21 protein-coding genes and 2 pseudogenes are annotated in these 20,408 nt (G+C 74.5%); 9 read left to right on the top strand and 14 right to left on the bottom strand.

All coding sequences use genetic code 11. From position 1 onward, the window contains the following. Nucleotides 1–48: 48 nt before the first annotated feature. Entirely contained in the window at nucleotides 49–2,280 is a 2,232-nt protein-coding gene (gene katG / locus C0216_RS16830; protein ID WP_114056080.1) for a catalase/peroxidase HPI, read from the bottom strand. A 288-nt stretch (nucleotides 2,281–2,568) separates the two neighbouring features. Here katG and C0216_RS16825 point away from each other — a divergent pair, with 288 nt between their 5' ends. Then, nucleotides 2,569–2,985, top strand: coding sequence for a Fur family transcriptional regulator (locus C0216_RS16825; protein WP_114056079.1), 417 nt, complete (start codon nucleotides 2,569–2,571; stop codon nucleotides 2,983–2,985). A 29-nt stretch (nucleotides 2,986–3,014) separates the two neighbouring features. Here C0216_RS16825 and C0216_RS16820 read toward each other — a convergent pair whose 3' ends face one another. From C0216_RS16820 to C0216_RS16810, 3 genes are all read right to left on the bottom strand, one after another. Further along, the gene (locus C0216_RS16820; protein ID WP_216827090.1) at nucleotides 3,015–3,665 is read right to left on the bottom strand and encodes a class I SAM-dependent methyltransferase; all 651 of its coding nucleotides are present in this window, start codon (nucleotides 3,663–3,665) and stop codon (nucleotides 3,015–3,017) included. 101 nt (nucleotides 3,666–3,766) lie between these two features. Beyond that, entirely contained in the window at nucleotides 3,767–4,108 is a 342-nt protein-coding gene (locus C0216_RS16815; RefSeq protein ID WP_114056077.1) for a hypothetical protein, read from the bottom strand. Further along, nucleotides 4,105–4,557, bottom strand: a complete 453-nt coding sequence (locus C0216_RS16810) for an ATP-binding protein (protein WP_114056076.1) — start codon at nucleotides 4,555–4,557, stop codon at nucleotides 4,105–4,107. The genes C0216_RS16815 and C0216_RS16810 overlap by 4 nt, the downstream gene beginning before the upstream one ends. 290 nt (nucleotides 4,558–4,847) lie before the next feature. On the opposite strand from C0216_RS16810, the gene C0216_RS16805 reads away from it, so the two are divergent. Continuing rightward, a complete protein-coding gene (locus C0216_RS16805) occupies nucleotides 4,848–5,513 on the top strand; it encodes an STAS domain-containing protein (RefSeq protein WP_114056075.1) in 666 nt (221 codons plus the stop codon). A 96-nt stretch (nucleotides 5,514–5,609) separates the two neighbouring features. Here the strand turns inward: C0216_RS16805 and C0216_RS16800 are convergent, their stop codons facing one another. The 4 genes from C0216_RS16800 to C0216_RS16785 form a co-directional block, all read right to left on the bottom strand. Continuing rightward, complete coding sequence (locus C0216_RS16800) at nucleotides 5,610–6,140, bottom strand: SixA phosphatase family protein (RefSeq protein WP_162793243.1); 531 nt, start codon at nucleotides 6,138–6,140, stop codon at nucleotides 5,610–5,612. Nucleotides 6,141–6,384: 244 nt separating this feature from the next. After that, nucleotides 6,385–6,663, bottom strand: a complete 279-nt coding sequence (locus C0216_RS35360) for a hypothetical protein (RefSeq protein WP_428985433.1) — start codon at nucleotides 6,661–6,663, stop codon at nucleotides 6,385–6,387. Nucleotides 6,664–6,723: 60 nt separating this feature from the next. Continuing rightward, nucleotides 6,724–7,047 (bottom strand): plasmid stabilization protein, encoded by a 324-nt coding sequence (locus C0216_RS16790; RefSeq protein ID WP_114056073.1) that lies wholly within the window; start codon nucleotides 7,045–7,047, stop codon nucleotides 6,724–6,726. A 48-nt stretch (nucleotides 7,048–7,095) separates the two neighbouring features. Next, a complete protein-coding gene (locus C0216_RS16785) occupies nucleotides 7,096–7,461 on the bottom strand; it encodes a hypothetical protein (protein ID WP_114056072.1) in 366 nt (121 codons plus the stop codon). A 232-nt stretch (nucleotides 7,462–7,693) separates the two neighbouring features. On the opposite strand from C0216_RS16785, the gene C0216_RS16780 reads away from it, so the two are divergent. Beyond that, nucleotides 7,694–8,566 (top strand): SDR family oxidoreductase, encoded by an 873-nt coding sequence (locus tag C0216_RS16780; protein ID WP_246042831.1) that lies wholly within the window; start codon nucleotides 7,694–7,696, stop codon nucleotides 8,564–8,566. A gap of 57 nt (nucleotides 8,567–8,623) precedes the next feature. Here C0216_RS16780 and C0216_RS16775 read toward each other — a convergent pair whose 3' ends face one another. Together C0216_RS16775 and C0216_RS16770 are read right to left on the bottom strand one after the other, a co-directional pair. Beyond that, a complete protein-coding gene (locus tag C0216_RS16775; RefSeq protein ID WP_114056071.1) occupies nucleotides 8,624–9,160 on the bottom strand; it encodes a DUF5709 domain-containing protein in 537 nt (178 codons plus the stop codon). After that, the gene (locus C0216_RS16770; protein ID WP_114056070.1) at nucleotides 9,157–9,366 is read right to left on the bottom strand and encodes a hypothetical protein; all 210 of its coding nucleotides are present in this window, start codon (nucleotides 9,364–9,366) and stop codon (nucleotides 9,157–9,159) included. Before C0216_RS16770 ends, C0216_RS16775 begins: the two co-directional genes overlap by 4 nt. A 355-nt stretch (nucleotides 9,367–9,721) precedes the next feature. On the opposite strand from C0216_RS16770, the gene C0216_RS16765 reads away from it, so the two are divergent. After that, on the top strand, nucleotides 9,722–10,198 hold the full coding sequence (locus C0216_RS16765; RefSeq protein ID WP_114056069.1) for a hemerythrin domain-containing protein: 477 nt from the start codon (nucleotides 9,722–9,724) through the stop codon (nucleotides 10,196–10,198). 112 nt (nucleotides 10,199–10,310) lie between these two features. Next, a complete protein-coding gene (locus C0216_RS16760) occupies nucleotides 10,311–10,532 on the top strand; it encodes a hypothetical protein (RefSeq protein ID WP_114056068.1) in 222 nt (73 codons plus the stop codon). A 138-nt stretch (nucleotides 10,533–10,670) separates the two neighbouring features. On the opposite strand, the gene C0216_RS16755 is transcribed toward C0216_RS16760, so the two are convergent. From C0216_RS16755 to C0216_RS35040, 3 genes are all read right to left on the bottom strand, one after another. Further along, nucleotides 10,671–11,084, bottom strand: coding sequence for an SHOCT domain-containing protein (locus C0216_RS16755; protein WP_114056067.1), 414 nt, complete (start codon nucleotides 11,082–11,084; stop codon nucleotides 10,671–10,673). Nucleotides 11,085–11,197: 113 nt separating this feature from the next. Then, nucleotides 11,198–12,616 (bottom strand): DUF2252 domain-containing protein, encoded by a 1,419-nt coding sequence (locus C0216_RS16750; RefSeq protein WP_114056066.1) that lies wholly within the window; start codon nucleotides 12,614–12,616, stop codon nucleotides 11,198–11,200. A gap of 57 nt (nucleotides 12,617–12,673) precedes the next feature. Beyond that, nucleotides 12,674–15,286 (bottom strand): LuxR C-terminal-related transcriptional regulator, encoded by a 2,613-nt coding sequence (locus C0216_RS35040; protein ID WP_114056065.1) that lies wholly within the window; start codon nucleotides 15,284–15,286, stop codon nucleotides 12,674–12,676. Between the two features lie 214 nt (nucleotides 15,287–15,500). On the opposite strand from C0216_RS35040, the pseudogene C0216_RS16740 reads away from it, so the two are divergent. The 3 genes and pseudogenes from C0216_RS16740 to C0216_RS16730 form a co-directional block, all read left to right on the top strand. Then, nucleotides 15,501–16,838, top strand: a pseudogene (locus tag C0216_RS16740) (diacylglycerol/lipid kinase family protein); the annotation flags it as partial. Nucleotides 16,839–17,504: 666 nt separating this feature from the next. Then, a complete protein-coding gene (locus tag C0216_RS16735; protein ID WP_114056063.1) occupies nucleotides 17,505–18,344 on the top strand; it encodes a class II glutamine amidotransferase in 840 nt (279 codons plus the stop codon). 89 nt (nucleotides 18,345–18,433) lie between these two features. After that, nucleotides 18,434–18,607: a CsbD family protein gene (locus C0216_RS16730; RefSeq protein WP_114056062.1), complete on the top strand. Its 174-nt coding sequence runs from the start codon at nucleotides 18,434–18,436 to the stop codon at nucleotides 18,605–18,607. A 41-nt stretch (nucleotides 18,608–18,648) separates the two neighbouring features. Here the strand turns inward: C0216_RS16730 and C0216_RS16725 are convergent. After that, nucleotides 18,649–19,242 (bottom strand): annotated as a pseudogene (locus C0216_RS16725) (SRPBCC family protein); the annotation flags it as partial. Nucleotides 19,243–19,677: 435 nt separating this feature from the next. Here C0216_RS16725 and C0216_RS16720 point away from each other — a divergent pair. Beyond that, nucleotides 19,678–20,400, top strand: coding sequence for a GvpL/GvpF family gas vesicle protein (locus tag C0216_RS16720; protein ID WP_114056061.1), 723 nt, complete (start codon nucleotides 19,678–19,680; stop codon nucleotides 20,398–20,400). Nucleotides 20,401–20,408: the final 8 nt, after the last annotated feature.

The raw sequence follows: 20,408 nt of genomic DNA, 5'->3' as shown, positions 1-20,408 counted from the left end.
GCGTACGGGCGGGCCGGCAGCACGTGCCGCCGGCCCGCCCGTACGCGGTCACACCAGGTCGAAGCGGTCCAGGTCCATCACCTTGGCCCACGCGGCGACGAAGTCGTCCACGAACTTCCGCTTCGCGTCGTCGCTCGCGTACACCTCGGCGAGCGCCCGCAGCTCGGAGTTCGAGCCGAAGACCAGGTCCGCCCGGCTGCCGGTCCACTTCAGCTCGCCCGTGGCGGTGTCCCGGCCCTCGAAGGTGTGCGCGTCCGGCGAGGTCGGCTTCCACGCCGTGCCCAGGTCGAGCAGGTTGACGAAGAAGTCGTTCGTGAGCGCGCCGGGCGTCTGCGTGAAGACCCCGAGGCCGCTCTCCCCGTGGTTCGCGCCGAGGACGCGCAGGCCGCCGACGAGGACCGTCAGCTCTGGCGCGCTCAGCGTGAGCAGGTTCGCCCGGTCGACGAGGAGGAACTCGGCGGGCAGCCGGTGGCCCTTGCCCAGGTAGTTGCGGAAGCCGTCCGCGGTCGGCTCCAGCGCGGCGAAGGACTCGGTGTCCGTCTGCTCCTGGGAGGCGTCGACACGGCCCGGGGTGAAGGGCACCTCCACCGCGAAGCCCGCCTCCCGGGCGGCCTTCTCGACACCCGCTGCGCCCGCCAGCACGATCAGGTCGGCGAGCGAGACCTGCTTGCCGTCCGTGCGGCCGGAGTTGAAGGACTCCTGGATCCCGGTCAGGGTCCGCAGCACCCGCGCCAGCCGGTCCGGCTCGTTGACCTCCCAGCCGGCCTGCGGCTGGAGCCGGATGCGTGCGCCGTTGGCGCCGCCGCGCCTGTCGCTGCCGCGGAAGGAGGAGGCCGACGCCCACGCCGTCGAGACGAGCTCCCCGACGGCCAGCCCCGAGTCGAGCACGGCTGCCTTCAGGCCGGCGATGTCGGAGGCGTCGACGAGCTCGTGCGCCCGCTCGGGCAGCGGGTCCTGCCACAGCAGGGTCTCGGAGGGCACCTCCGGGCCGAGGTAGCGCACGACCGGGCCCATGTCGCGGTGCGTGAGCTTGAACCAGGCCCGGGCGAAGGCGTCGGCGAACGCGGCCGGGTCTGCCAGGAAGCGCCGCGAGATCTGCTCGTAGGCCGGGTCGAAGCGCAGCGACAGGTCGGTGGTGAGCATCGTCGGGGCGTGCGTCTTCGCCGGGTCGTGCGCGTCGGGGACGGTGCCGGCGCCGGCACCGTCCTTGGGCCGCCACTGGCGGGCGCCGGCCGGGCTCTCGAACAGCTCCCACTCGTAGCCGAAGAGGATCTCGAAGAAGCTGTTGTCCCAGGCGGTGGGCGTCGTCGTCCAGGTGCCCTCCAGGCCGCTGGTGATGGTGTCGGCGCCCTTGCCCGTCCTGTACGAGTTGCTCCAGCCGAGCCCCTGCTGCTCCAGCGGGGCGCCCTCGGGATCGGCGCCGACGTGGTCCGCCGGGCCCGCGCCGTGGGTCTTGCCGAAGGTGTGCCCGCCCGCGATCAGGGCGACGGTCTCCTCGTCGTTCATCGCCATCCGGCGGAACGTCTCCCGGATGTCGCGCGCGGCCGCCACCGGGTCCGGATTGCCGTTCGGGCCCTCCGGGTTGACGTAGATGAGGCCCATCTGGACCGCGCCGAGCGGCTCCTCCAGCTCGCGGTCGCCGCTGTAGCGGCGGTCGTCCAGCCAGGTGGTCTCCGGCCCCCAGTAGACGTCCTCGTCCGGCTCCCAGACGTCCGCGCGGCCGCCGCCGAAGCCGAAGGTCTCGAAGCCCATCGTCTCCAGGGCGACGTTGCCGGCGAGGATCATCAGGTCGGCCCAGGACAGGCTCTGCCCGTACTTCTTCTTCACCGGCCACAGCAGGCGGCGCGCCTTGTCGAGGTTGGCGTTGTCCGGCCAGCTGTTGAGCGGGGCGAAGCGCTGCTGGCCCGCGCCCGCGCCGCCGCGGCCGTCGCTGATGCGGTAGGTGCCGGCACTGTGCCAGGCCATGCGCACGATGAACGGCCCGTAGTGGCCGAAGTCGGCCGGCCACCACTCCTGGGACGTCGTCAGGACCTCGGCTATGTCCCGCTTCACGGCCGGCAGGTCGAGGGCCTGGAACGCGGCGGCGTAGTCGAAGTCCCCGCCGAGCGGGTTGGCGACGGCCGGGTTCTTCGCGAGGATCTTCAGGTTGAGCCGCTCCGGCCACCACTGGCGGTTCCCGCCGCCCTGGGTCGGGTGCGGGGCGCGCCCGTGCGCGACCGGGCAGCCGCCCGCCCCTTCCGTCTTCGCGTCTACGACGATTGCGTCATCGTTCTCGGGCATGGGAATCCTTCCGGATCAGGTGGATCACGGTGCTCAGGAACTGCCGGCGGTGGAACAGCGGGGCACGGGCTCCGGCGGATGGCCTCGGCCCGGTGCGACCCGGCGGGACGGCGCGGAACCGTCCGGCGGGAGGCGCGCCGGTCATGCGCGCCCGCCCAACTCGTCCTGTCCACCCGCCCCTTGGTTGTCGCCGGAAGCGATCCTACGATGGACGAAGTCCAAGTCAATGCGGCAACCAGATCCGAATCAACTCGGCATTCGGACCATGCACATTTAGGCTGGTGGGGCATGAGCGACCTGGTGGGACGGCTGCGCGCACGCGGCTGGCGCATGACGGCTCAACGGCGGGTCGTCGCGGAGGTGCTGGACGGCGAGCACGTCCACCTGACCGCGGACGAGGTGCTGGCGCGGGCCACCGCCCGGCTGCCGGAAGTCTCCCGCGCGACCGTGTACAACACCCTCGGGGAACTGGTGGCACTGGGCGAGGTGGCCGAGGTGACGACCGACGGCCGCGCCAAGCGGTACGACCCCAACGCCCGCCGTCCCCACCAGCACCTGGTGTGCTCGGGCTGCGGCGAGATCCGGGACGTCCACCCGGACGGCGACCCGCTCGCGGCCCTGCCCGCCTCGGAGCGGTTCGGCTTCGCCGTCTCCGGGGCCGACGTCGTCTACCGCGGGCTGTGCCCTGCCTGCATGGCGATGTGAGGCGCGCGGCGGCGGCCGGCGGCGCGCTGTCAGGCGGCGCCGGGGTCGGAGCCGGGGCCGGAGCCGGGGAGGAAGCGGACGGGGCGCGCCGCGCTCAGCAGTGCCGCAGTCGACGCCATACGGCCCGGCGGTTCCCACGTCCAGGTCCGGACGGACTCGAAACCGGCGGCCCGTACGCCGTCCGCCAGCGTGGCCGAACCGCCGGGCAGCCACTTCAGGTGCGTACAGAGAAGGATCCGGCCGCCCGGCCGCAGCACCCGGCGGAGCTCGGCAAGGGCCGCGGGCACGTCCGGCCACAGCTGTACGTTGTTCACGGCCATCACGATGTCGACGGAGCCGTCCGGCAGTCCCGTACGGTCGGCCGTGCCGGCGGTCAGGCGCAGCCGGCCCCGCGCAAGCGCCCCCGCGCAGCGGCGCCGGGCCGCTGCCAGCATCGCCGGGGACGGGTCGATGCCGATCACGTGGGCCGAGCGCCGCGCCGCCGCCTCCAGGCCCACGCCGGGGCCGGGGCCGACCACCAGGACGGTGTCCCGCTCGGTGGGCGCCGCCAGCAGTACGGCATGGCGCTCGGTGGCGGCGTTGACGCGGGCCATCAGGCGGCCGCCGAGCCGCCCCAGCAGCCCGCTCGGCCGACCGAACGCCCGGGTCAGAGCCCACCGCGCGACGCGTCCCCTGTCCACACCGTCCATCACAGCACCGCTCCGGCCGCGCGGCCGCTTCGGCGCCTGCGGAGGGGGCCTCCGCCACGTTCCGTGACGGGCGTGGCGTGGCGTGGGCGTCGTCACAGCCCCGTCGGATCGTCCGGCTGCGGGGGATCCTCCAAGGCCAGGACGAGGGCGAGGTGCTGGAGGATCTGCTCGCTGGTCTCCAGGGGCTCACCGCCGTCGTGCGCGTCGGCCAGCGCGTCGAAAGCGAGCAGGAAGCCGTTCACGAGCGCACTCAGTGGCTCCGACAGCTGCTCCAGGACCGCACAGCCCGCCTCTGCCGGCGTCGCCCCGGCGGGCACCAGGAAGCTGCTGGGCATGGCCTCACCCAGCAGATCGGAGACCAGCTGCTCCTCGGCACCCGACCGGACTGCCGTGATCGCGGCGATCGCCCGCAGCTTGACCTCGTTCTCCCTCATCGGCGGCCCGCGTCCTGTCGTCCGCGGGACGGCTGCGCAGCCTCCTGGCCGGCCGCACGCGCGTCCAACACCGCGGTGATCGTCTTTCCGGTCCCGCCGGGCCCGCCTGCCTGAACCTCCAGGTGCTCGGCCAGGTGCTTGACCATCTGCCAGCCGAAACGGCCGGGAACCGACGCGGGGGAGGGCCGGTCGACGGGGAAACACGGATCCGCGTCCGCCACCTCGACCACGGCCCGCGGCGGCAGGCAGCGCACCCGGAACGCGATCGTCCCTCCGGCATGGCGCCGGGCGTTCGCCACCAGCTCGGTGACCACCAGCAGGGCGGCGTCGATATCGCGACCTACGACGCCGTGCGCGCACAGGACGCCACGGGCGATGCGCCGGGCCTCCTCACAGGTGAGGCCGGTGAGGCCGCTGTGGCCGCTGTGGCCGCTGTACGGCGGTCCCATGCCCTGCTCCTTTTTCGGCACGAGTGGATTCCGATCGCGGTACTGCTGTCCGACACCGCTCCGCTCGGCGGCGCCCCCTCAGGCGCGCCCCTCGCAAGGAGCGTCTGTCCGGACGGCCGGAGCCGAAACCGGCCGCCGACTCCCTGTAGGGCGACTGGGTGGTTCAGACGAGTTTGGGGCGGTTCGTTCTGTGGACCGAGGAGGCCCGCTGTTTCGCTGCCGAGGCTGCGGTGCCTCCGCAGCGGCGCGGAGCATGTGTGGTGACCCGGCTGGGTGGAGGTGAGATACCGATGATCGCCCCGCTGCACCCCGACGACCGCCTCCATACCCCCGCACCGGCCCGTACGCTCGTCACCCTCGACGGCCTGCCCGGGGGCCGCGTCGCGGCCCTCGTCGTCGGCGAGATCACCGACACCACGGCACCGCCCCTGCGGCGCAGCCTGCTCGCCGCACTCGGCTCCTCCAGCGGAGGCCTCGACCTCGACCTGTCCGCCGTCGCCTTCTGCGACGTCGCGGGCCTCCACCTGCTGCTGAACCTGCGCGCCCACGCCCTCGAGAAGGGCCGCACCCTGCGTGTCACCGCCGCCTCCCCACTCGTCCGGCAACTTCTCGAAGCCACGGCCAGGTGGACCCCGCTCACCGCCATCCCGGCATCCGCTGCCCCCTCGCTCCTGCTCACCACCGAGCTGCGCCGCGTTCTTGTGCGGCCAGGCGGAGCATCCCCCGTGCTGCGGGGAGCGGGCGGCACCCTCCAGGTGCGCATCGAGGGCGCCGCGGCCACGGTGACCTGGCCGGCGGTCCCCTCCGGAACTCCCGCCGACGGCACCGGCCGGCGCCTCGCCCGCGCGGCGGTCGCCTCCGCCCTGCACCGGGCGGGCCTGCGCACCGTACGCCACCGCTCGGCGGCGACCACGCGAGCGCGGACGGCCCTGTTCGTGCCGCCCGCGGCACGGTAGGGGCAGGGTTTGCGGAACAGGCGGGGCGCGAGGGGCGTATGGGGCGTGAGACGAGGGGCTCGCCCGTTCCGCGCTTCATCTCAGGGCGGTGAGGGCTCAGCCGCCCTGAGGGGTCCACAGGTCCGCCAGGCGGGCTGTCCCGGGGCCGATCCCGTCCCACGGCCGGGACACGGTCAGGACGGCGATGGAGGACGTGGGAAAGGCCTGGTCGAGATGGTTCCGCAGGTTCTTCGTGCCGCTGCCGGCCAGCGCGGCCGCCAGCTCGTGGACGGCCGGATTGTGGCCGACCAGGAGGATCCCGGACAGTTCGGGAGCCTGCCGGCGCAGCACGGCGAGGAGCCCGCCGGCGTCCGCGTGGTAGAGCTCCTCCGTGTAGTAGGCCGGTGGCGGGGCGGACAGGTGGGGGAGCATCATCTGCCACGTGCGGCGCGTGCGCAACGACGTCGACGACACGGCCAGGTCGACGCGGTGCCCCGACTGCTCCAGCCACCGGCCGGCTGCGCCGGCGTCGCGCCGCCCACGCGCGGTCAGGTCCCGGTCAGGGTCCGCGGCCGTGTGCTTGGGCACGGCCTTCCCATGCCGCACGATGACGATCAGCCGCCGGTCACTGCCACCGATCCCGCTCACGGGACACCTCCGTTCCCCCTTGCGGGCTGACGTGTGCCCGGGGGGACGGGGGACAAACGCGGGCTCGGAGGGGGAGTGGGGGCGGGGGTGTCCCGGCAGCCCATTGATGCCCAGTCCTTCCGGCGCGAGCTGTCCGCCGTACGGGCCGACACGGCGAGGGCGACCGCGGCGAGGACCGTGGCGTGACACGTCCGGAAGCCCTTGGCCGTGATGTCCCGCCCGGACCCCTCCCGCAGGTAGGAGTTCAGGTCCCCGGCCCGCACCTCGTGCCAGGTGCGGCCCTCCCGGTACACGAACAACCGCGGGCCGGGCTCCCTGTGGCGTAGCAGCGCCCGTGGTACAGGTACTGGCGGCGCCCCGCCGCATCCGTGCCGACGGCCTGGATGTGGCCGTGGGGCCAGGGGCAGATCCACACGCCGTTCCAGGCCGGCGGGATGGCGAGCCGGCGGATCCGCTCCCGCTGCGCGGCGGGCAGCGGGGCGCCGTCGGCGTCGAGGTAGCGGAACCCCCTGCCCTGGCGCACCCGCTGCCATCCGGGCCCGTGCGGGTCACTCGTGCGGAGCCTGGTCACGGCGCGGCCGGGTCAGCGGTCCAGCGCCCGCTGCAGCTCGGCCTTGTCCATCTGCGAGCGGCCCTTGATGCCCTTCTGCTTCGCCTCGTTGTACAGCTGCTCCTTCGTGGGCCCGCCGGAGCCGCTGTGGGACCGCTGGCCGCCCCTCCGGGACGAGGACATGTCCTGGGTGGAGGACCGGCTGGCGGTCTTCGACTCGCCGGAGCGCGCACGCTCCTTGTTGACCGTCCGCGCGGCGATCTCCTCGGCCCGCTTCTCCGACTCGCCGCGGTCCTGCGCGGACTCCTTGATGTGCTCGTACTGGCGCTCCCGCTTCGGGGAGGATCCTCGGGGCATCGCCTGCTCCTTCCTGTGCCGTGTGCTGTCGGTGTGCTGCCGGTGCGCCTATCCCTTGCGCCGGGTCTTCGGCGCGTCCGGGGAGCGGACTCCCGAGAAGGCCGAGTCGTCCTTGGCCCCGCTGGGGCGCCCGGACCGGCCGCGCCGGCCCTCGTCGTGGTGGCCCTCCGGGTTCTGTCCCGCCATGTCCTCGCCGCGGCGGGTGCGGGACTCGACCGGGGATCCCGTGTCGGGCGGGCCGCCCTTCGAGCCGCCCTTGCGGCGCTTGTCGGGGGAGTCGAAGGAGCGCCGGGCGCTCGGGTTGTCCTGCTCGTGCGTCGCGTCGACGTCGCCGGACCAGCCGTGCTGCTCGGTGCCCTTGTGCCGGCCCGGGCCCTCGCCGTGCGGAACGTGTGACTTCGGGCTGGTGGACATGGGCCGATCCTCCTCGCCTCGTGGCCCCCCTCGGGCACCCGCCTGCCCCGCCCGCCCCCGGCCAATCCCCCGTGCGGGGGAGCCCCGTGTGTCCGCGGCCAAGCCCCGGGTAGGCGCGGCCACGTGGTTTTCCGTTCCCGACGCGGGCGTACGGCCCGGAGGAGGAGTACCCGTGACCGACAGCGACAGCGACAGCGACAGCGACAGCGACACCGGCACCGGCCGGGGAGGCGTGGCCCCCGACCCGACGAGCCTGTACCCCCGGCCCGACTTCGCGGCGCAGGAGCAGCAGCCGCCGGGCGAAACCCGGGCCATGGAACCCGAGCCCGACCACGGCGAGGACTCCTACCGCGGCAGCGGCCGGCTCCAGGGCCTGAAGGCGGTCATCACCGGAGGGGACTCCGGGATCGGGCGCGCGGTGGCGCTCGCCTTCGCCCGCGAGGGGGCCGACGTGCTGTTCACGTACCTGCCGGAGGAGGCCGAGGACGCCGACACGACGATGCGCCTGGTCGAGGGCAGCGGCCGCCGGGCGGTGGCGGTGCCCTGCGACCTGAGGGAGGAGGAGGCCTGTGCCGCCGTCATCGCGCACGCGGCCGCCGAGTTCGGGCGCATCGACGTCCTCGTCAACAACGCCGCCTACCAGATGGCCCAGCCCGAGGGCATCTCCCACATCAGCACCGAGCAGTTCGACCGGGTCGTGCGCACCAACCTGTACGCCATGTTCTGGCTCTGCAAGATGGCCCTGCCGCACATGCCGGCCGGCGCCAGCATCATCAACACCGCGTCCGTGCAGGCCTACAAGCCGAGCCCGCCGCTGCTGGACTACGCGATGACCAAGGGGGCGATCGTCACCTTCACGCAGGGCCTGGCCCGGATGCTCGCGCCGGACGGGATCCGGGTCAACGCGGTCGCACCGGGACCGGTCTGGACCCCGCTCATCCCCGCCACGATGCCGGATCCGCAGGAGTTCGGGAAGCAGAGCCCCCTGGGGCGGCCGGCGCAGCCGGCCGAGATGGCGCCCGCGTACGTCTTCCTGGCCTCGTCCGGGGCGAGCTACATCACCGCCGAGGTCCTGAACGCGACGGGCGGGACACCGCTGCCCTGACCGGCAGCGGCCCCGCCGCCTTCCGCCGTCCGGACCGGGCCCGTCAGGCCCCGCCCGTCAGGCCCCGCCCCGTCCTTCGTCCTCCGTCTCGATGACGTGCACGGCCGCCTCCTCCGCGGAGGCGGCCCCGCCGTCGATCCCGGCGTCCCGGGCCACGACGGATATGTGCCGCACCGGCCTCTGCTCCTCCGGGGCGGTCATCCGCCCGGCGCGCTCGCGGCCTGCCGTGGACCGGTCGCCGCCCGGATCGGCGGTGACGTCCTCGCCGCGGTCGTCCCTGCCGGTGGCCACGGGCTCGCCGAGGTCCTCGTCCGGGCTCGCCTCCGACCCGCCGTCCGCCGCCGCGGAGGGGTCGGGTTCCGGTTCCTCCTGGGCGAGCCGCTGGTCCAGCGTCTCCCCCTCGCGCTGTTCGCCGGCGGTCGTGCCGTGCCGGGTGACCGCCCTCGGGCGGTCGGGCGGCGAGTAGCCGGTGTCGAGAGTGTCGTCCAGGTCCGGTTCGTCCAGGGCGTTCTCCATGTCCGGCTGCCAGTCGCCGGGCTCCGCATCCGCCGGCGGCTGGTATACGCCGTTGCCCTGCGATTCGCCCGCGCTCATGCTCGGCCTCCCATCGCGGTGTCCGCCGGTGCTCCGCCGCCTCCGCCGCCTCCGGCGTCGGACGGCCTCGTCGCCCGGCCCGTACCGGTCTCCAGCAGGCCGAGCATCTTCTGCATGACCCTGTCGAAGTCCTGCCACGGCCCCCGGGGAGCCCCGTCGGCGGGGCGGGCGGCGGGGCCGCCCTGACTGCTCGTCCTCGACACCATCGTGAACCACTCCTCCGCTCGGCTCGACAGCTCGTTCCGGGCGGCGCAGTGACCGCCCGGGGGTATGCGCGTCTTCCCCGGAGGACGGCTCCCATGTGCCGCAGGCTGGGGTTTCACCCGTTCGGACAGCCCGGTCGGCCGCATGCCGGACGGCAGCGACGTCCCGCGGGGCGAAACACCCCCGCCGCGCGGCGCCGGACGCACCCTGGTGCGGCCCCCACCGGCCTGCGGTGGACCGCTCGCCGCGGCCCGCCGGGGAGCCCGGCGGCCCAGCCGCGGCTGAGCCGCCGCCGTGCGGGCAGGAGCGGCAGGCGTCCGTCGGTTCGGCACGGATGTGGAAGAGAAAGGCAAGGCCATGGATGCGATCGTGCTGCTGCGCGAGGACCACAAGACCGTCGAGAAGCTGTTCAAGCGCTTCGAGAAGACCGGGGACGAGGACACGGATGAGCGCCGGGAGATCGCCGACAGCGTGATCGAAGAGCTCACGGTCCACGCCTGGATCGAGGAGCAGTTCTTCTACCCGGCCGCCCGCGAGGCGGCACCGGACACCTCCGACCACGTCCTGGAAAGCGTCGAGGAGCACCACGCGGTGGTGTGGATGCTCTCCGAGCTGAAGGACATGGACCCCTCCGACGAGCGGTTCAAGGCCAAGATGAGCGTCCTCATGGAGAACGTCCGCCACCACGTCGAGGAGGAGGAGAAGGACTGGTTCCCCGACGTCCGCAAGGCCGTGGGCCGCAACCGGCTGCAGGAGCTGGGCGAGCGGATGGCGGCGGAGAAGGAGAAGGCCCCCCGCGACCCCCTGACCGTTCCCAGCGCCGACAGCCGCTGACCGTTCGGCGGCTGCCGCAGAGAAGGTGTGGAGAGGCCGAATCCGGGTATCAGCACCTGTTCCGCACGAAACCCATCCCGCCCCCGACCCGCGGAACGGAGGCCCGGTCGCCATGTCCGACTGCAAGACCCCCGACTACCGCTCCGGGCGGCGAGGCAGGCACTGGACGCACGCCCTGCGCAGTGCCGAGAAGGCCGGCGCGGTCATCGTCACCGACGACACGGGCGAGCCCGTCCGCTTCGCCGCCGGAGGCAGCGGCCCCGGCCGATTCCGGCCGTGGACCGGCCCCGACGGCCACCGCTACGACAGCTACGAGGTGCACCCCGAGTGGTAGCCGCCGCGTGTCCCGTTCCTGCCGGTCCGCGGCGCCCCATGGGGTGAGCGGCCCCCCGCCCCCGGGCCCGGAGCCGCCTGTGCGGCCGCGGGTCCAGGGGCCCGCTGCGGGAGGCCGCCGCACGGTGTCCACACGGTGTCACTGCAGGATGCGGGCCTTGGCCTGCTGGAACTCCTCCTCGGAGATGTCGCCGCGGGCGCGGATCTCCGAGAGCTTCGCCAGCTGGTCCACCTCGCTGGTGCCGGACTTGCCGGCCGTGCGCCGGATGTACTCGTCCATGGCCTCCTGCTGCTCCTGCACCTGCTGGAGCTCCCGCCGGCCCATCTTCTTGCCTCTGGCGATGATGTACACCAGGACGCCGAGGAACGGCAGGATGAGCACGAACACCAGCCAGGCGGCCTTGCCCCACCCGTTCAGGTCGTGATCGCGGAAGATGTCGCTGATCACCCGGAAGAGCAGGAAGAACCACATGATCCACAGGAAGATCCACATGGTCGTCCAGAAGACGCCGAGGACCGGGTAGTCGTACGCCAGAGTCACGGAACCGTCCATTGCTTCCTCCCAGCGAGGCGATGAGGACGGGATCGACTCTGCGGCCCCCGCGGCTGCCGCGGATCACCCCCGGCGGGTGAACCGGGCGCCCGGCGCGCGGGCGCGCGGCGGCGTCAGCCCTCCGCGGTGGTGACGCGTCCCGTCCGGGCGGCGTCCGCGAGCGCCGCGAAGTCCCGCTCGTTCTGGTCGGCGTACGACTCCGCGAAATCCGCGATCGCCCGGTCGAAGGTGTCGGCCGAGCCCAGGTAGGAGGCGATCGCGATCGGGTCGCCGGAGCGGGCGTGGGCCCGGGCCAGCGAGCGGCCGCACACCCGGGCGAGGAGCCGCATGCCCTGCGGGGCCATCCCCTCGGTCGTCGCGGAGCCCTTCCAGTCGAGCAGCTGGCGGACGTAGAAGTCGCGCTCCCGGCCGTCGAGCCCCGTCAGCCGCTCCCAGCCGAGGAAGATGTCGCCGGCGGCCTGCATCAGCCGCTGCCCGGCCACGACCCGCTGCCCCTGGTTCGCGTACGCGGACGGCGCGGTGTACGGGGCGAGCACGGACGGGCCGGCCTCCTTGGCCTGGAGCAGCAGCGGGTCGCTGTCGTCCCGGCCGAGCAGCAGGAAGATCCAGCAGCGGGTGCCGACACTGCCGACCCCGACCACCTTGCGCGCCATGTCGACGACCCGGAAGCGCTGGACCAGTGCGCGCAGTTCGGGCGCGAGGCTCTGCGCGTACGTGTCGACGAGCCGGCGCAGGCCGGTGTCCAGGTCCGTGGGGCCGCCCCCGTCCAACAGCTCGGTCAGCGGCACGACGAGGGGTGGGTCGGGGGCGATCCGCAGCCGCCCGCCGACGCGGTGGGTGAGCTTGGAGAACGCCCGCAGGTGGTCCCGGGAGCGGGCCTTGGCGAAGACCTTGTCCGCGCGGGCCAGCATGGCCCCGCCGCCCTGCGCGGCCATCGCGCGCAGGTCCGCGGAGTCGTCCCGGGCATACCAGACGTCGAGGACGCGCATGCCGGAGAAGCCCTGCATCCGCAGCCGGTAGGCGGAGACCGCGTCGAGGACGACGGCGGTGCGCTCGGCGGCGTCGAAGCCGTTGTCCCGGCCGGCCGCGGCGAGGCTCGCCGCAAGCCTTTTGACATCCCATTCGAACGGCCCGGGGTGGGTCTCGTCGAAGTCGTTCACGTCGAAGACGAGGGACCGCTCGGGCGAGGCGAACAGGCCGAAGTTCAACAGGTGCGCGTCGCCGCACAGCTGTACCTCCAGGCCCGTGTGGGGCGCTGTGCCGAGGTCGTGGGCCATCACCGCGGCAGCCCCCCGATAGAAGCGGAACGGCGATTCCAGCATGCGGCCGCGGCGGATCGGGACCAGCTCCGGCACCCGGGCCGCCTCCTGCTCCAGCAGGATCGCCACGGGATCGGGCCGGTCGGGGCCGGGCTCGAACCGGGCCTGCTCCGAGCGGCGCACGCTGCTGCGCGCCGCCTTGCCGCGCTCGGCGCGCTCCGACGGGGTGAGCGCGACCGGGCCGCCGCCTCCGGCAGTGCGGGACCTCGTCACGGCGGTGCCTCCTCTCGGCCCGGGGCCGGCCGGCTGCGCCGGGCCGGGCGCACGGGATCAGATGACGTGCAGGTCGCGGGCGCGCTCCACGGCGTCGCGGCGCCGCGAGACGCCCAGCTTGCGGAAGATGCCGCGCATGTGGGTCTTGACGGTGTTCACGGACAGCTGCAGTTCGGCGGCGACCTCCTCGGTCGACATCATCCGCGCCACCAGGGCCAGCACCTCCTTCTCGCGCGGGCTGAGCTCCTCGACCGGCATGCCGTCCGCGGCGTGCGGGGCCGCGGCCGTGACCCACTCGTAGGCGCTGCTGTGCCCGTTGAGGCCGGCTGCGAGATGCCGCAGCCAGGGGCCGGCCTCCGCGAAGGGCCGCCGGAGCAGCTCCGGCCGGGCGGTGTCCAGGGCGTGCAGGAGCCGGTCGCGGGCCGCCGTCTCGTCCCCGTCCAGCAGGGCGCAGTGGGCGCGGAGCAGGGTGAGCCGCACCCGGTCCGGGAGCGTGGCCTCCGCCGAGCCCTCGGCCCGGGCGATCAGCCGCAGGGCCTGCGCGGACTGCCCGGCGGCCAGGTGCGCCTGCGCGAGGAGCACCGTACGCGCGGGAAGCGCCTCGGGGACGGCCCGCAGCGCGGTGAGCGCCGCGCCGTGGTCGCCGTGGGCCAGGGCGGCGCCCGCGTGGGCGACGGCGAGCCGGGCTGCCGCCCCCGGCGGGCCGGGCGGCCGCGGTGCGTCCAGTACGGCGAGTGCCGCGTGCCAGTGGCCGCCGGCGACCTCCAGCTGTGCCCGCACAGCGGAGTGCTCCGCGGCCAGGACGGGGTCCCGCAGGGTGTCGGCATGGCCTGCGGCGCGGTCCAGGTGGGCGGCCGCCGTCCGCAGGTCGCCGCGCTCGACCGCCACGGAGGCCAGAGCCAGCCAGGCGGCCCCGGAGCGGTCCTCCTCGGGTACGCCGCCCCCGTCCGCCGCGTCCAGGGCGGCCGTGCCGTGCTCCTCCGCGGCCGACAGGGCGCCCACCGCGGCGTCGGCGAGAGCGAGCCGGCCCAGGCAGCGGGACAGCAGGGCCGGCGCCCCGTCGCCACACGCCCGTACCGCCTCGGCGAGGCCTTCCCGCGCCGCCCCGATCCTGCCGTCGCCCAGCAGGGCGCGGGCGCGCCCGTACAGGCACAGCGGCTCGATCTCGGGGTGCCGCGCCCGCTCCTCGTCCGGCAGCAGCGGCACGAGCTCCGCGACGCGCCGTGCGGCCCGGTCGGCCTCGGCCGGGTCCGGGGCGGACAGCAGCCGCAGCAGCTCCAGGGTGAGCAGCTCGGCCGGTCCCGCGGCCGGCTCGTGTACGAGCTCCTGTTCGGCCCGGGGAAGGCGGGCCCGGCAGCCGGCCGCGTCGTCGCGGGCCAGGCAGCAGGCCGCGGCGACGAGGCCCGCGGCGGCGCCGGGGGTGTGCTCGGGCATCCGGGCGAGGGCCGCGGCGGCGGTCGCGGTGTCCGCGGCGGGCACGGAGGTGAGCGGCGCGGCGGCCGCCCCGGCGAGAAGCGGGCCCACCGCGAGGTGCCGGACGGCCTGCGCCGCCGCGTAGGGCCATTCGCCGCCCGCGGCCGCCTCCTCCACCGCCTCGGCGGTCCGGCAGTGCGCCGCGTACCAGCGGGCGGCCCGCCGGTGCAGCAGGGTCTCCAGGGCGGGCTGCCGGCTGCGGAGGCGCCCGCGCAGCACCGCCGCGAACAGGGGGTGGACCCGGAACCAGCGCGTTCCGGCCACGGGTTCGACGAAGGCATGGCGGCGCACCAGGTCGTGCAGGACGGCCTCGCAGTCGGTGCGCCCCGTCAGCGCGGCGGCGAGATCGGGGTGGACCCGCCCCAGGACCCCGGCGCGCAGCAGCAGATCGCGGGAGGCGGCGGGCTGGACGGCGAGCACCTCCGTCAGCAGGTAGTCGGAGACGGCCTGCCGGGCGGCGGCCGCCGAGCCGGCGAAGGCGAAGGGGTCCTCGGCCCGCGCCATGGCGAGGGCGCACAGCCGCAGCCCGGCCGCCCACCCCTCGGTCCGTTCGAGCAGCAGGTCGACCACGCGCTCGTCGGGCGGGCGGCCGCCCTGCGCCTGGAGGAGGCGGGCGGCCTCGGAGCGGGTGAAGGCGAGCTCCCGCCCGCCGATCTCCGCGACCCGGCCCTCCACCCGGTAGCGGTGGAGCGGCAGGGCGGGCTCGGACCGGCCGAGGACGACGAGCCGGAAGGCGGGGCCGGCGTGTTCCACGACGAAGCGGAGGCCGGAGGCGACATCCGGGCCGCGGACCCGGTCGAGGCCGTCGAGTACGAGGACCAGCGGCGCCGGCAGCTCCTCCAGCGCGGCGGCGATCCGCACCGGCAGGCCCGGATCCGAGCCGTCGCCGAGGTGGCCGCCGACCGCCGCCCCGCCGCGGCGGAGCCCTTCCACCACGTGCGCCCAGAAGCTCTGCGGGGTGTCCTGCTCGTCCAGCGACAGCCACACCACGGAGGAGGAGGACGCCCGCGACCGCGCCCAGGAGGCGACCACCGCGGTCTTGCCACTGCCGGCGGCGCCCGTCACCAGCGTCAGGGGGCCCTGCGCACCGCGGTCGAGCCGCCCCGTCAGCCGCTGCCGGCGCACCAGGCCGGGCGGCGGATCGGGCAGGGCGAACTTCGCACCCAGCACAGGGGCGCGCATGAGAGAGACGGTCATGGGCCCCAGTCCCGTGGAGGCGGCTCACCGCGGTCGCGGTCCTGTCCGTGCACGACCCCTCCGATCGTGTCAGCCCCGCCCGCAGCAGCCGCGGTGCGGCGGCGGACGGAGCCCAGGTCGCTGGCCACTCCATGCTCACGCCCCGTGCCCTTGATCGCCACGCAGCGCTCATCGCCCGGCACGGGGGATGCACGCCGGACCGCCGGGCCCGCCAATGGAGGCCACGTCCCGTACGCCCGACGGCGCGGAGGTCGACCACGTGAGCACACAAGCCAAGGCGCGCCTCGCCCTGCTGGCCGGGGCGGCGGCGCTGCTGGTCATGCTGCTGTTCGCCGGATACCGCAGCATCCTGCTGGTCGCGGCCGGGCTCGTCGGGGTTGCCGCCACGGCCGCCGCCGCCTGGCTCGTGCTCGCCTACCGCGGGCCGGTGCGCTGGCTGGGGATGGCGGCCGTCGTGGCGGTGCCCGTCCTGCTCGTGGTCTCGTACGTGCACGTGGGGCTGCTGTGGGTCGTCGTGTGCTCGGCGGCCCTGTGGCTGGCGGCCGTGGCGGCCGGGCGGTCGGCCCTGGCGGACGAGGCGCGTTCCCGGATGCCGGAGCACCCGGCGGACCGGCCCGCACGACCCTTCCTGATCATGAACCCGCGTTCCGGCGGCGGGAAGGTCGGCGCGTTCCGCCTCAAGGAGAAGGCGGAGGAGCTCGGCGCCGAAGTCGTGCTCCTGGAGGGCCCCGAGCCGATGGACGTCACCGCCCTCGCCCGGGGCGCGGTCGCCCGCGGGGCCGACCTGCTGGGCGTCGCCGGCGGCGACGGCACCCAGGCCCTCGTCGCCGCCGTCGCCGCCGAGCACGGTCTGCCGTTCCTGGTGATCAGCGCCGGGACCCGCAACCACTTCGCGATGGACCTCGGCCTGGACCGCACCAACCCGGCGGCCTGCCTGGACGCCCTCACCGACGGCGTCGAACTCCGGGTCGACCTCGGACGTGTCGGCGAGCGCCCCTTCGTCAACACCGCCTCCTTCGGCACCTACGCCGAAGTCGTCCGCAGCCCCGCCTACCGCGACGACAAGATGCGCACGACCCTCGACCTCCTCCCCGACCTCCTGGCCCGGCAGACCGGGCCCCGGCTCACAGTGAGGGCCGACGGCACCACCGTCGAGGACCCGCAGGCGGTGCTGGTCAGCAACAACCCCTACGGCGCCGGGGACCCGGCGGGCCTCGGCCGGCGCGCCCGCCTGGACACCGGCACCCTCGGGGTGTTCGGCGTGAAGGTCGCGAGCGCCGCCCAGGCGGCCGGCATCCTGCGCGGCCGCCGCTCCACCGGGCTGGTCGCGCTCGACGCCCGCGAGGTCGTCATCGACGCGGACGCCCCGCACATCAGCGCCGGCATCGACGGCGAGTCCCTGACGCTGCCCACACCGGTCCGCTGCCGGATCGAGCCGGGCGCCCTGCGCGTCCTCGTGCCGCGGCGCCGCCCCGGCAACCGCGCCGGAGTGCCCGTCAACTGGGCGGAAGTCCGCCGCCTGGCCCGGACCATGGGCCGGGCGGCCGCAGGCGGCCACCCGGTGCAGGGCGGCGAGCGCGACCACCCCGGAGGACACCGCCACTGGCACCGGCGCGCCGCCGGCGACCGGCCCCGGTTCGACTACAGCGGCGCCGTGTACGGGTCGCTGCTCGCCGCGTCGGTCATCGTCGGAGCAGGCGCCGGCGGCGCATTCCCCCGGGTCCACCTGATCGTGCTGCTGCTGTCCACCGCAGTGGTCTTCTGGGCGGCCCACGTCTACGCCCGCCTCCTCGGGGCGTCCCTCGCGAACGAGCCGCTGACCTGGCACGAGTTCCGTACCGTCTGCCGGGACGAGAGACCGCTGATCGAGGCCGCGCTGCCGCCGGCTGCGGCCGTGGCCCTCGGCCCGCTGCTCGGCCTCGACCTCCGCGGGACGTCCTGGTTCGCCCTGGCGGTGGCACTGGCCGGCCAGGTCGGCTGGGCGGTCCTCGGCGCCGTCCGGGCGGGCGCCCCGCGGCGGCTGGTGGTCATCACTGCGGCGGTGGCGGTCCTTCTGGGCGTGGCGATCGTCGCGGCGAAGGCGGGCCTGTCCCACTGAGCGGACACGGCTGCCGGGGTCCGGCGGTCCGGGCCGTCACCCGGTGCGGGTGATGCGCAGGGTCGGCCGGGAGGCCACCGTCGAAAGGGCGCACCGGCGCCGCAGGAAGGGTGGTCGATCATGTGCCGATGGCTCGCCTACACGGGGACACCCGTGCTGCTCGACATGATCCTCTACAAACCGGCCCATTCACTCATCGACCAGAGCCTGCACTCGCGGCTGGGCGTCGAGACGACCAACGGGGACGGTTTCGGGATCGGCTGGTACACCCAGGAGCCCGACGTGCACACCCCGGCGATCGTCCGCGACGTCGGCCCCGCCTGGAACAACCGCACCCTCCGGGAGATCGCCCAGCACGTCCGGTCACCGCTGTGCTTCGCCCACATCCGGGCCTCGACCGGCACGGCGGTCCAGCAGACGAACTGCCACCCCTTCCGCCACGGCCGCTGGATGTGGATGCACAACGGCGCCATCACCGGCTTCCACGGGCTGCGCCGCGAGCTGTCCCTGGCCGTCGACCCCGTCCTCTACCTGGACATGGAGGGGACCACGGACTCCGAGGCGATGTTCTACCTCGCCCTGACCTTCGGCCTGGAGCAGGACCCGCCCGGGGCGGTCGCCCGCATGGTCGGCTTCGTCGAGCAGGTCGGCCGCAGGCACGGCATCGCGGCTCCCATGCAGATGACCGTCGCCGTGACCGACGGCACCGCGGTGTGGGCGTTCCGCTACGCCAGCGCGGGCGACGCCCGCTCGCTCTTCTACAGCACCCGCGTGGAGTCGCTGCGGGCGCTGCACCCCGACCTCGAGTATCTGCGGGAGCTGTCGGACGACACCCGGCTGATCGTCTCGGAACCGCTGGGGGACCTCCCCGGCGCGTGGAACGAGGTACCCGAGCACTGCTACGGGGTCGTGCGGGAAGGGCGCGGCGAGATGCACCCCTTCACCCCGCTGCCGGTGTGAGGGAAATGCCGGGTTGCGCCGTGCATGGCGCGCCCTGTCGCGGGCAGCCGCGTCCGTGTACAGCTCCTCGACCAGGAGGTGAGCGGACCATGGCCGCAGGCAAGAAGGCCAAGAACGTCGGCAAGAACATCAAGGGCAAGGTGAAGGAGACCACCGGAAAGTCCGTCGGCAACGAGAGCCTCGAAGCGAAGGGGCGGGCGGAGCAGGCGGCCGCCGATGCCAAGCAGGCCGGTCAGAAGGCCAAGGACACGCTCAAGCACTGACGGGCTCACCGGCGGGCCCGGCGGGTCCGCCGGCGCGGCGGCTCCTCTTCCTCCTCGCCCTCGGTGGACTCCTCCTCGACGGCCTCCTCGTGGCTGCGCACCGCCTCGCCGTCCTGGATCTCCCCGCGCCCGCCCTCGGGCTCATCGTCTGTCAGCGTCACGTACCGGACGAAGTGCTCCAGGTCCAGGCGCAGGCGGCGGCCCTGGGCGCGCCAGATGTTGCCGGTCTTCTCGAACAGGCCGGCCGGTAGTTACTGGACGACGAGCACGATGCGGGTCGGGGACGGGGCCGGTTCGTGGAAGCTGACGCAGCCGCGGGTGGTGCCCTTGGCGCCCTCGGACGTCCACGCGATCCGCTCGTCCGGGACCTGCTCCTGCACGGTGGGCTTCCAACTGCGGGTGGACGGACCCACCTTGACCTTCCGGTCGCTGGTGGTGTCGGTGCCCCGGGAGACACTGCGGACGCCCTTGGCGAAGGAGCTGAACTTGTCGTACTGGGTCCAGTGGCCGTACACGGTGCGCACGGGGAGGCCGATGTCCACGGTCTCGGTGATGTGGGTCGGCTGGGAGCCGCTCTTGCGGCCCTTGCCCTTGCCGCCGCCGAGCAGTCCGCCGCCGACCTCCTTGACTTGTCCTTTAGGCCGCCGAGCGAGCCGCCGACGGAGCCTCCCGCGATGGCGGCTGCCAGGGCGATCTTGTACGTGTCCGGCTTCAGCCCTGTCCTGCCGGAGAGTGGGGGCGGCCGGGGCCCTGGGCTCCGGTGGTCCGCGATGTCCACAGGCCTGCTCACACTGGCGTCCGATATCCACCTATGCGTCCGCATCGGGAGGTGTGCCGAGCGCCGACCGGGGGAGAGGCCGTGCATCGACGGATACGACGTTCGAGGGGAGCCATGACCGCGCCATAACCCGCCCGCCGGCGGCGGCGCCCCGTGCACGGACTCCCTCTCCCGCGGCGCCAAGGGCAAGGCCGCGGACGAGGAGCAGGCCGAGGAGGAGTACGCGGAAGAGGAGGCCCCGCGCCGCCGGCGGCCCGCCCGGCGGCCGGTCCGCCGCGAGAGGGAGTGACCCATGCCCGTCTACGTCTACGCCGTCACCCTGGGCGACCACCCCTGCCGCCTCGACGGGCTCACCGGGGTCGGAGCCGGCGCCGCGCCCCTGCGCGCCGTGTCGGCCGGCAACCTCAAGGCCGTGGTCAGCGACGTGAGCGAGGAGGTCAGCCCCCGCCGCCGCGACCTGGTCGCCCACCAGGCGGCCCAGGACCGCCTCCTGCCGGACGGGACGCCGCTGCCCCTGCAGTTCGGCTACACCGCCCCTGACGACGACGCCGTACGGCAGGTGCTGAACGAGCAGGCGGACCTCTACCTCGGCGCCCTGGAACGCGTCCGCGGATGCGTCGAGTACAACGTCAAGGCCGCGTGGGACGAGGAGGACGTCCTCCGCCGCATCCTGGAGGAATCGCCCTCCGCCCGCCACCTCAACGAGCAGATCCGCGCCGGCACCGACGACCCCCGGCCGGCCCTGGAGCTCGGCCAGTACGTCGCCGACCAGGTGCAGCAGCGGCACGCCGACGCGGCGGCCGGGATCATCGAGACGCTGGTACCGCTGGCCCGCGAGCACGCGGTGCACGCCCCCACCGGCGAGGACTTCCTCAACCTCTCCCTGCTGGTGCTCCGCGGCGCCGACGGGGAGGGTGCCCTCCAGCTCGCGCACGCCGACCTCGTGGCGGACGGTGAGACGGGAGTGGACATCAGGGTGGCCGGCCCGCTGCCCCCGTACAGCTTCGCGGCGTAGAGGAGGAG

Origin of the sequence: Streptomyces globosus (genome assembly GCF_003325375.1) — a bacterium.
Taxonomy (GTDB): domain Bacteria; phylum Actinomycetota; class Actinomycetes; order Streptomycetales; family Streptomycetaceae; genus Streptomyces; species Streptomyces globosus_A.
The sequence above is the reverse complement of the archived record's forward strand: the minus strand, read 5'-3'. Positions and strand labels throughout refer to the sequence as shown.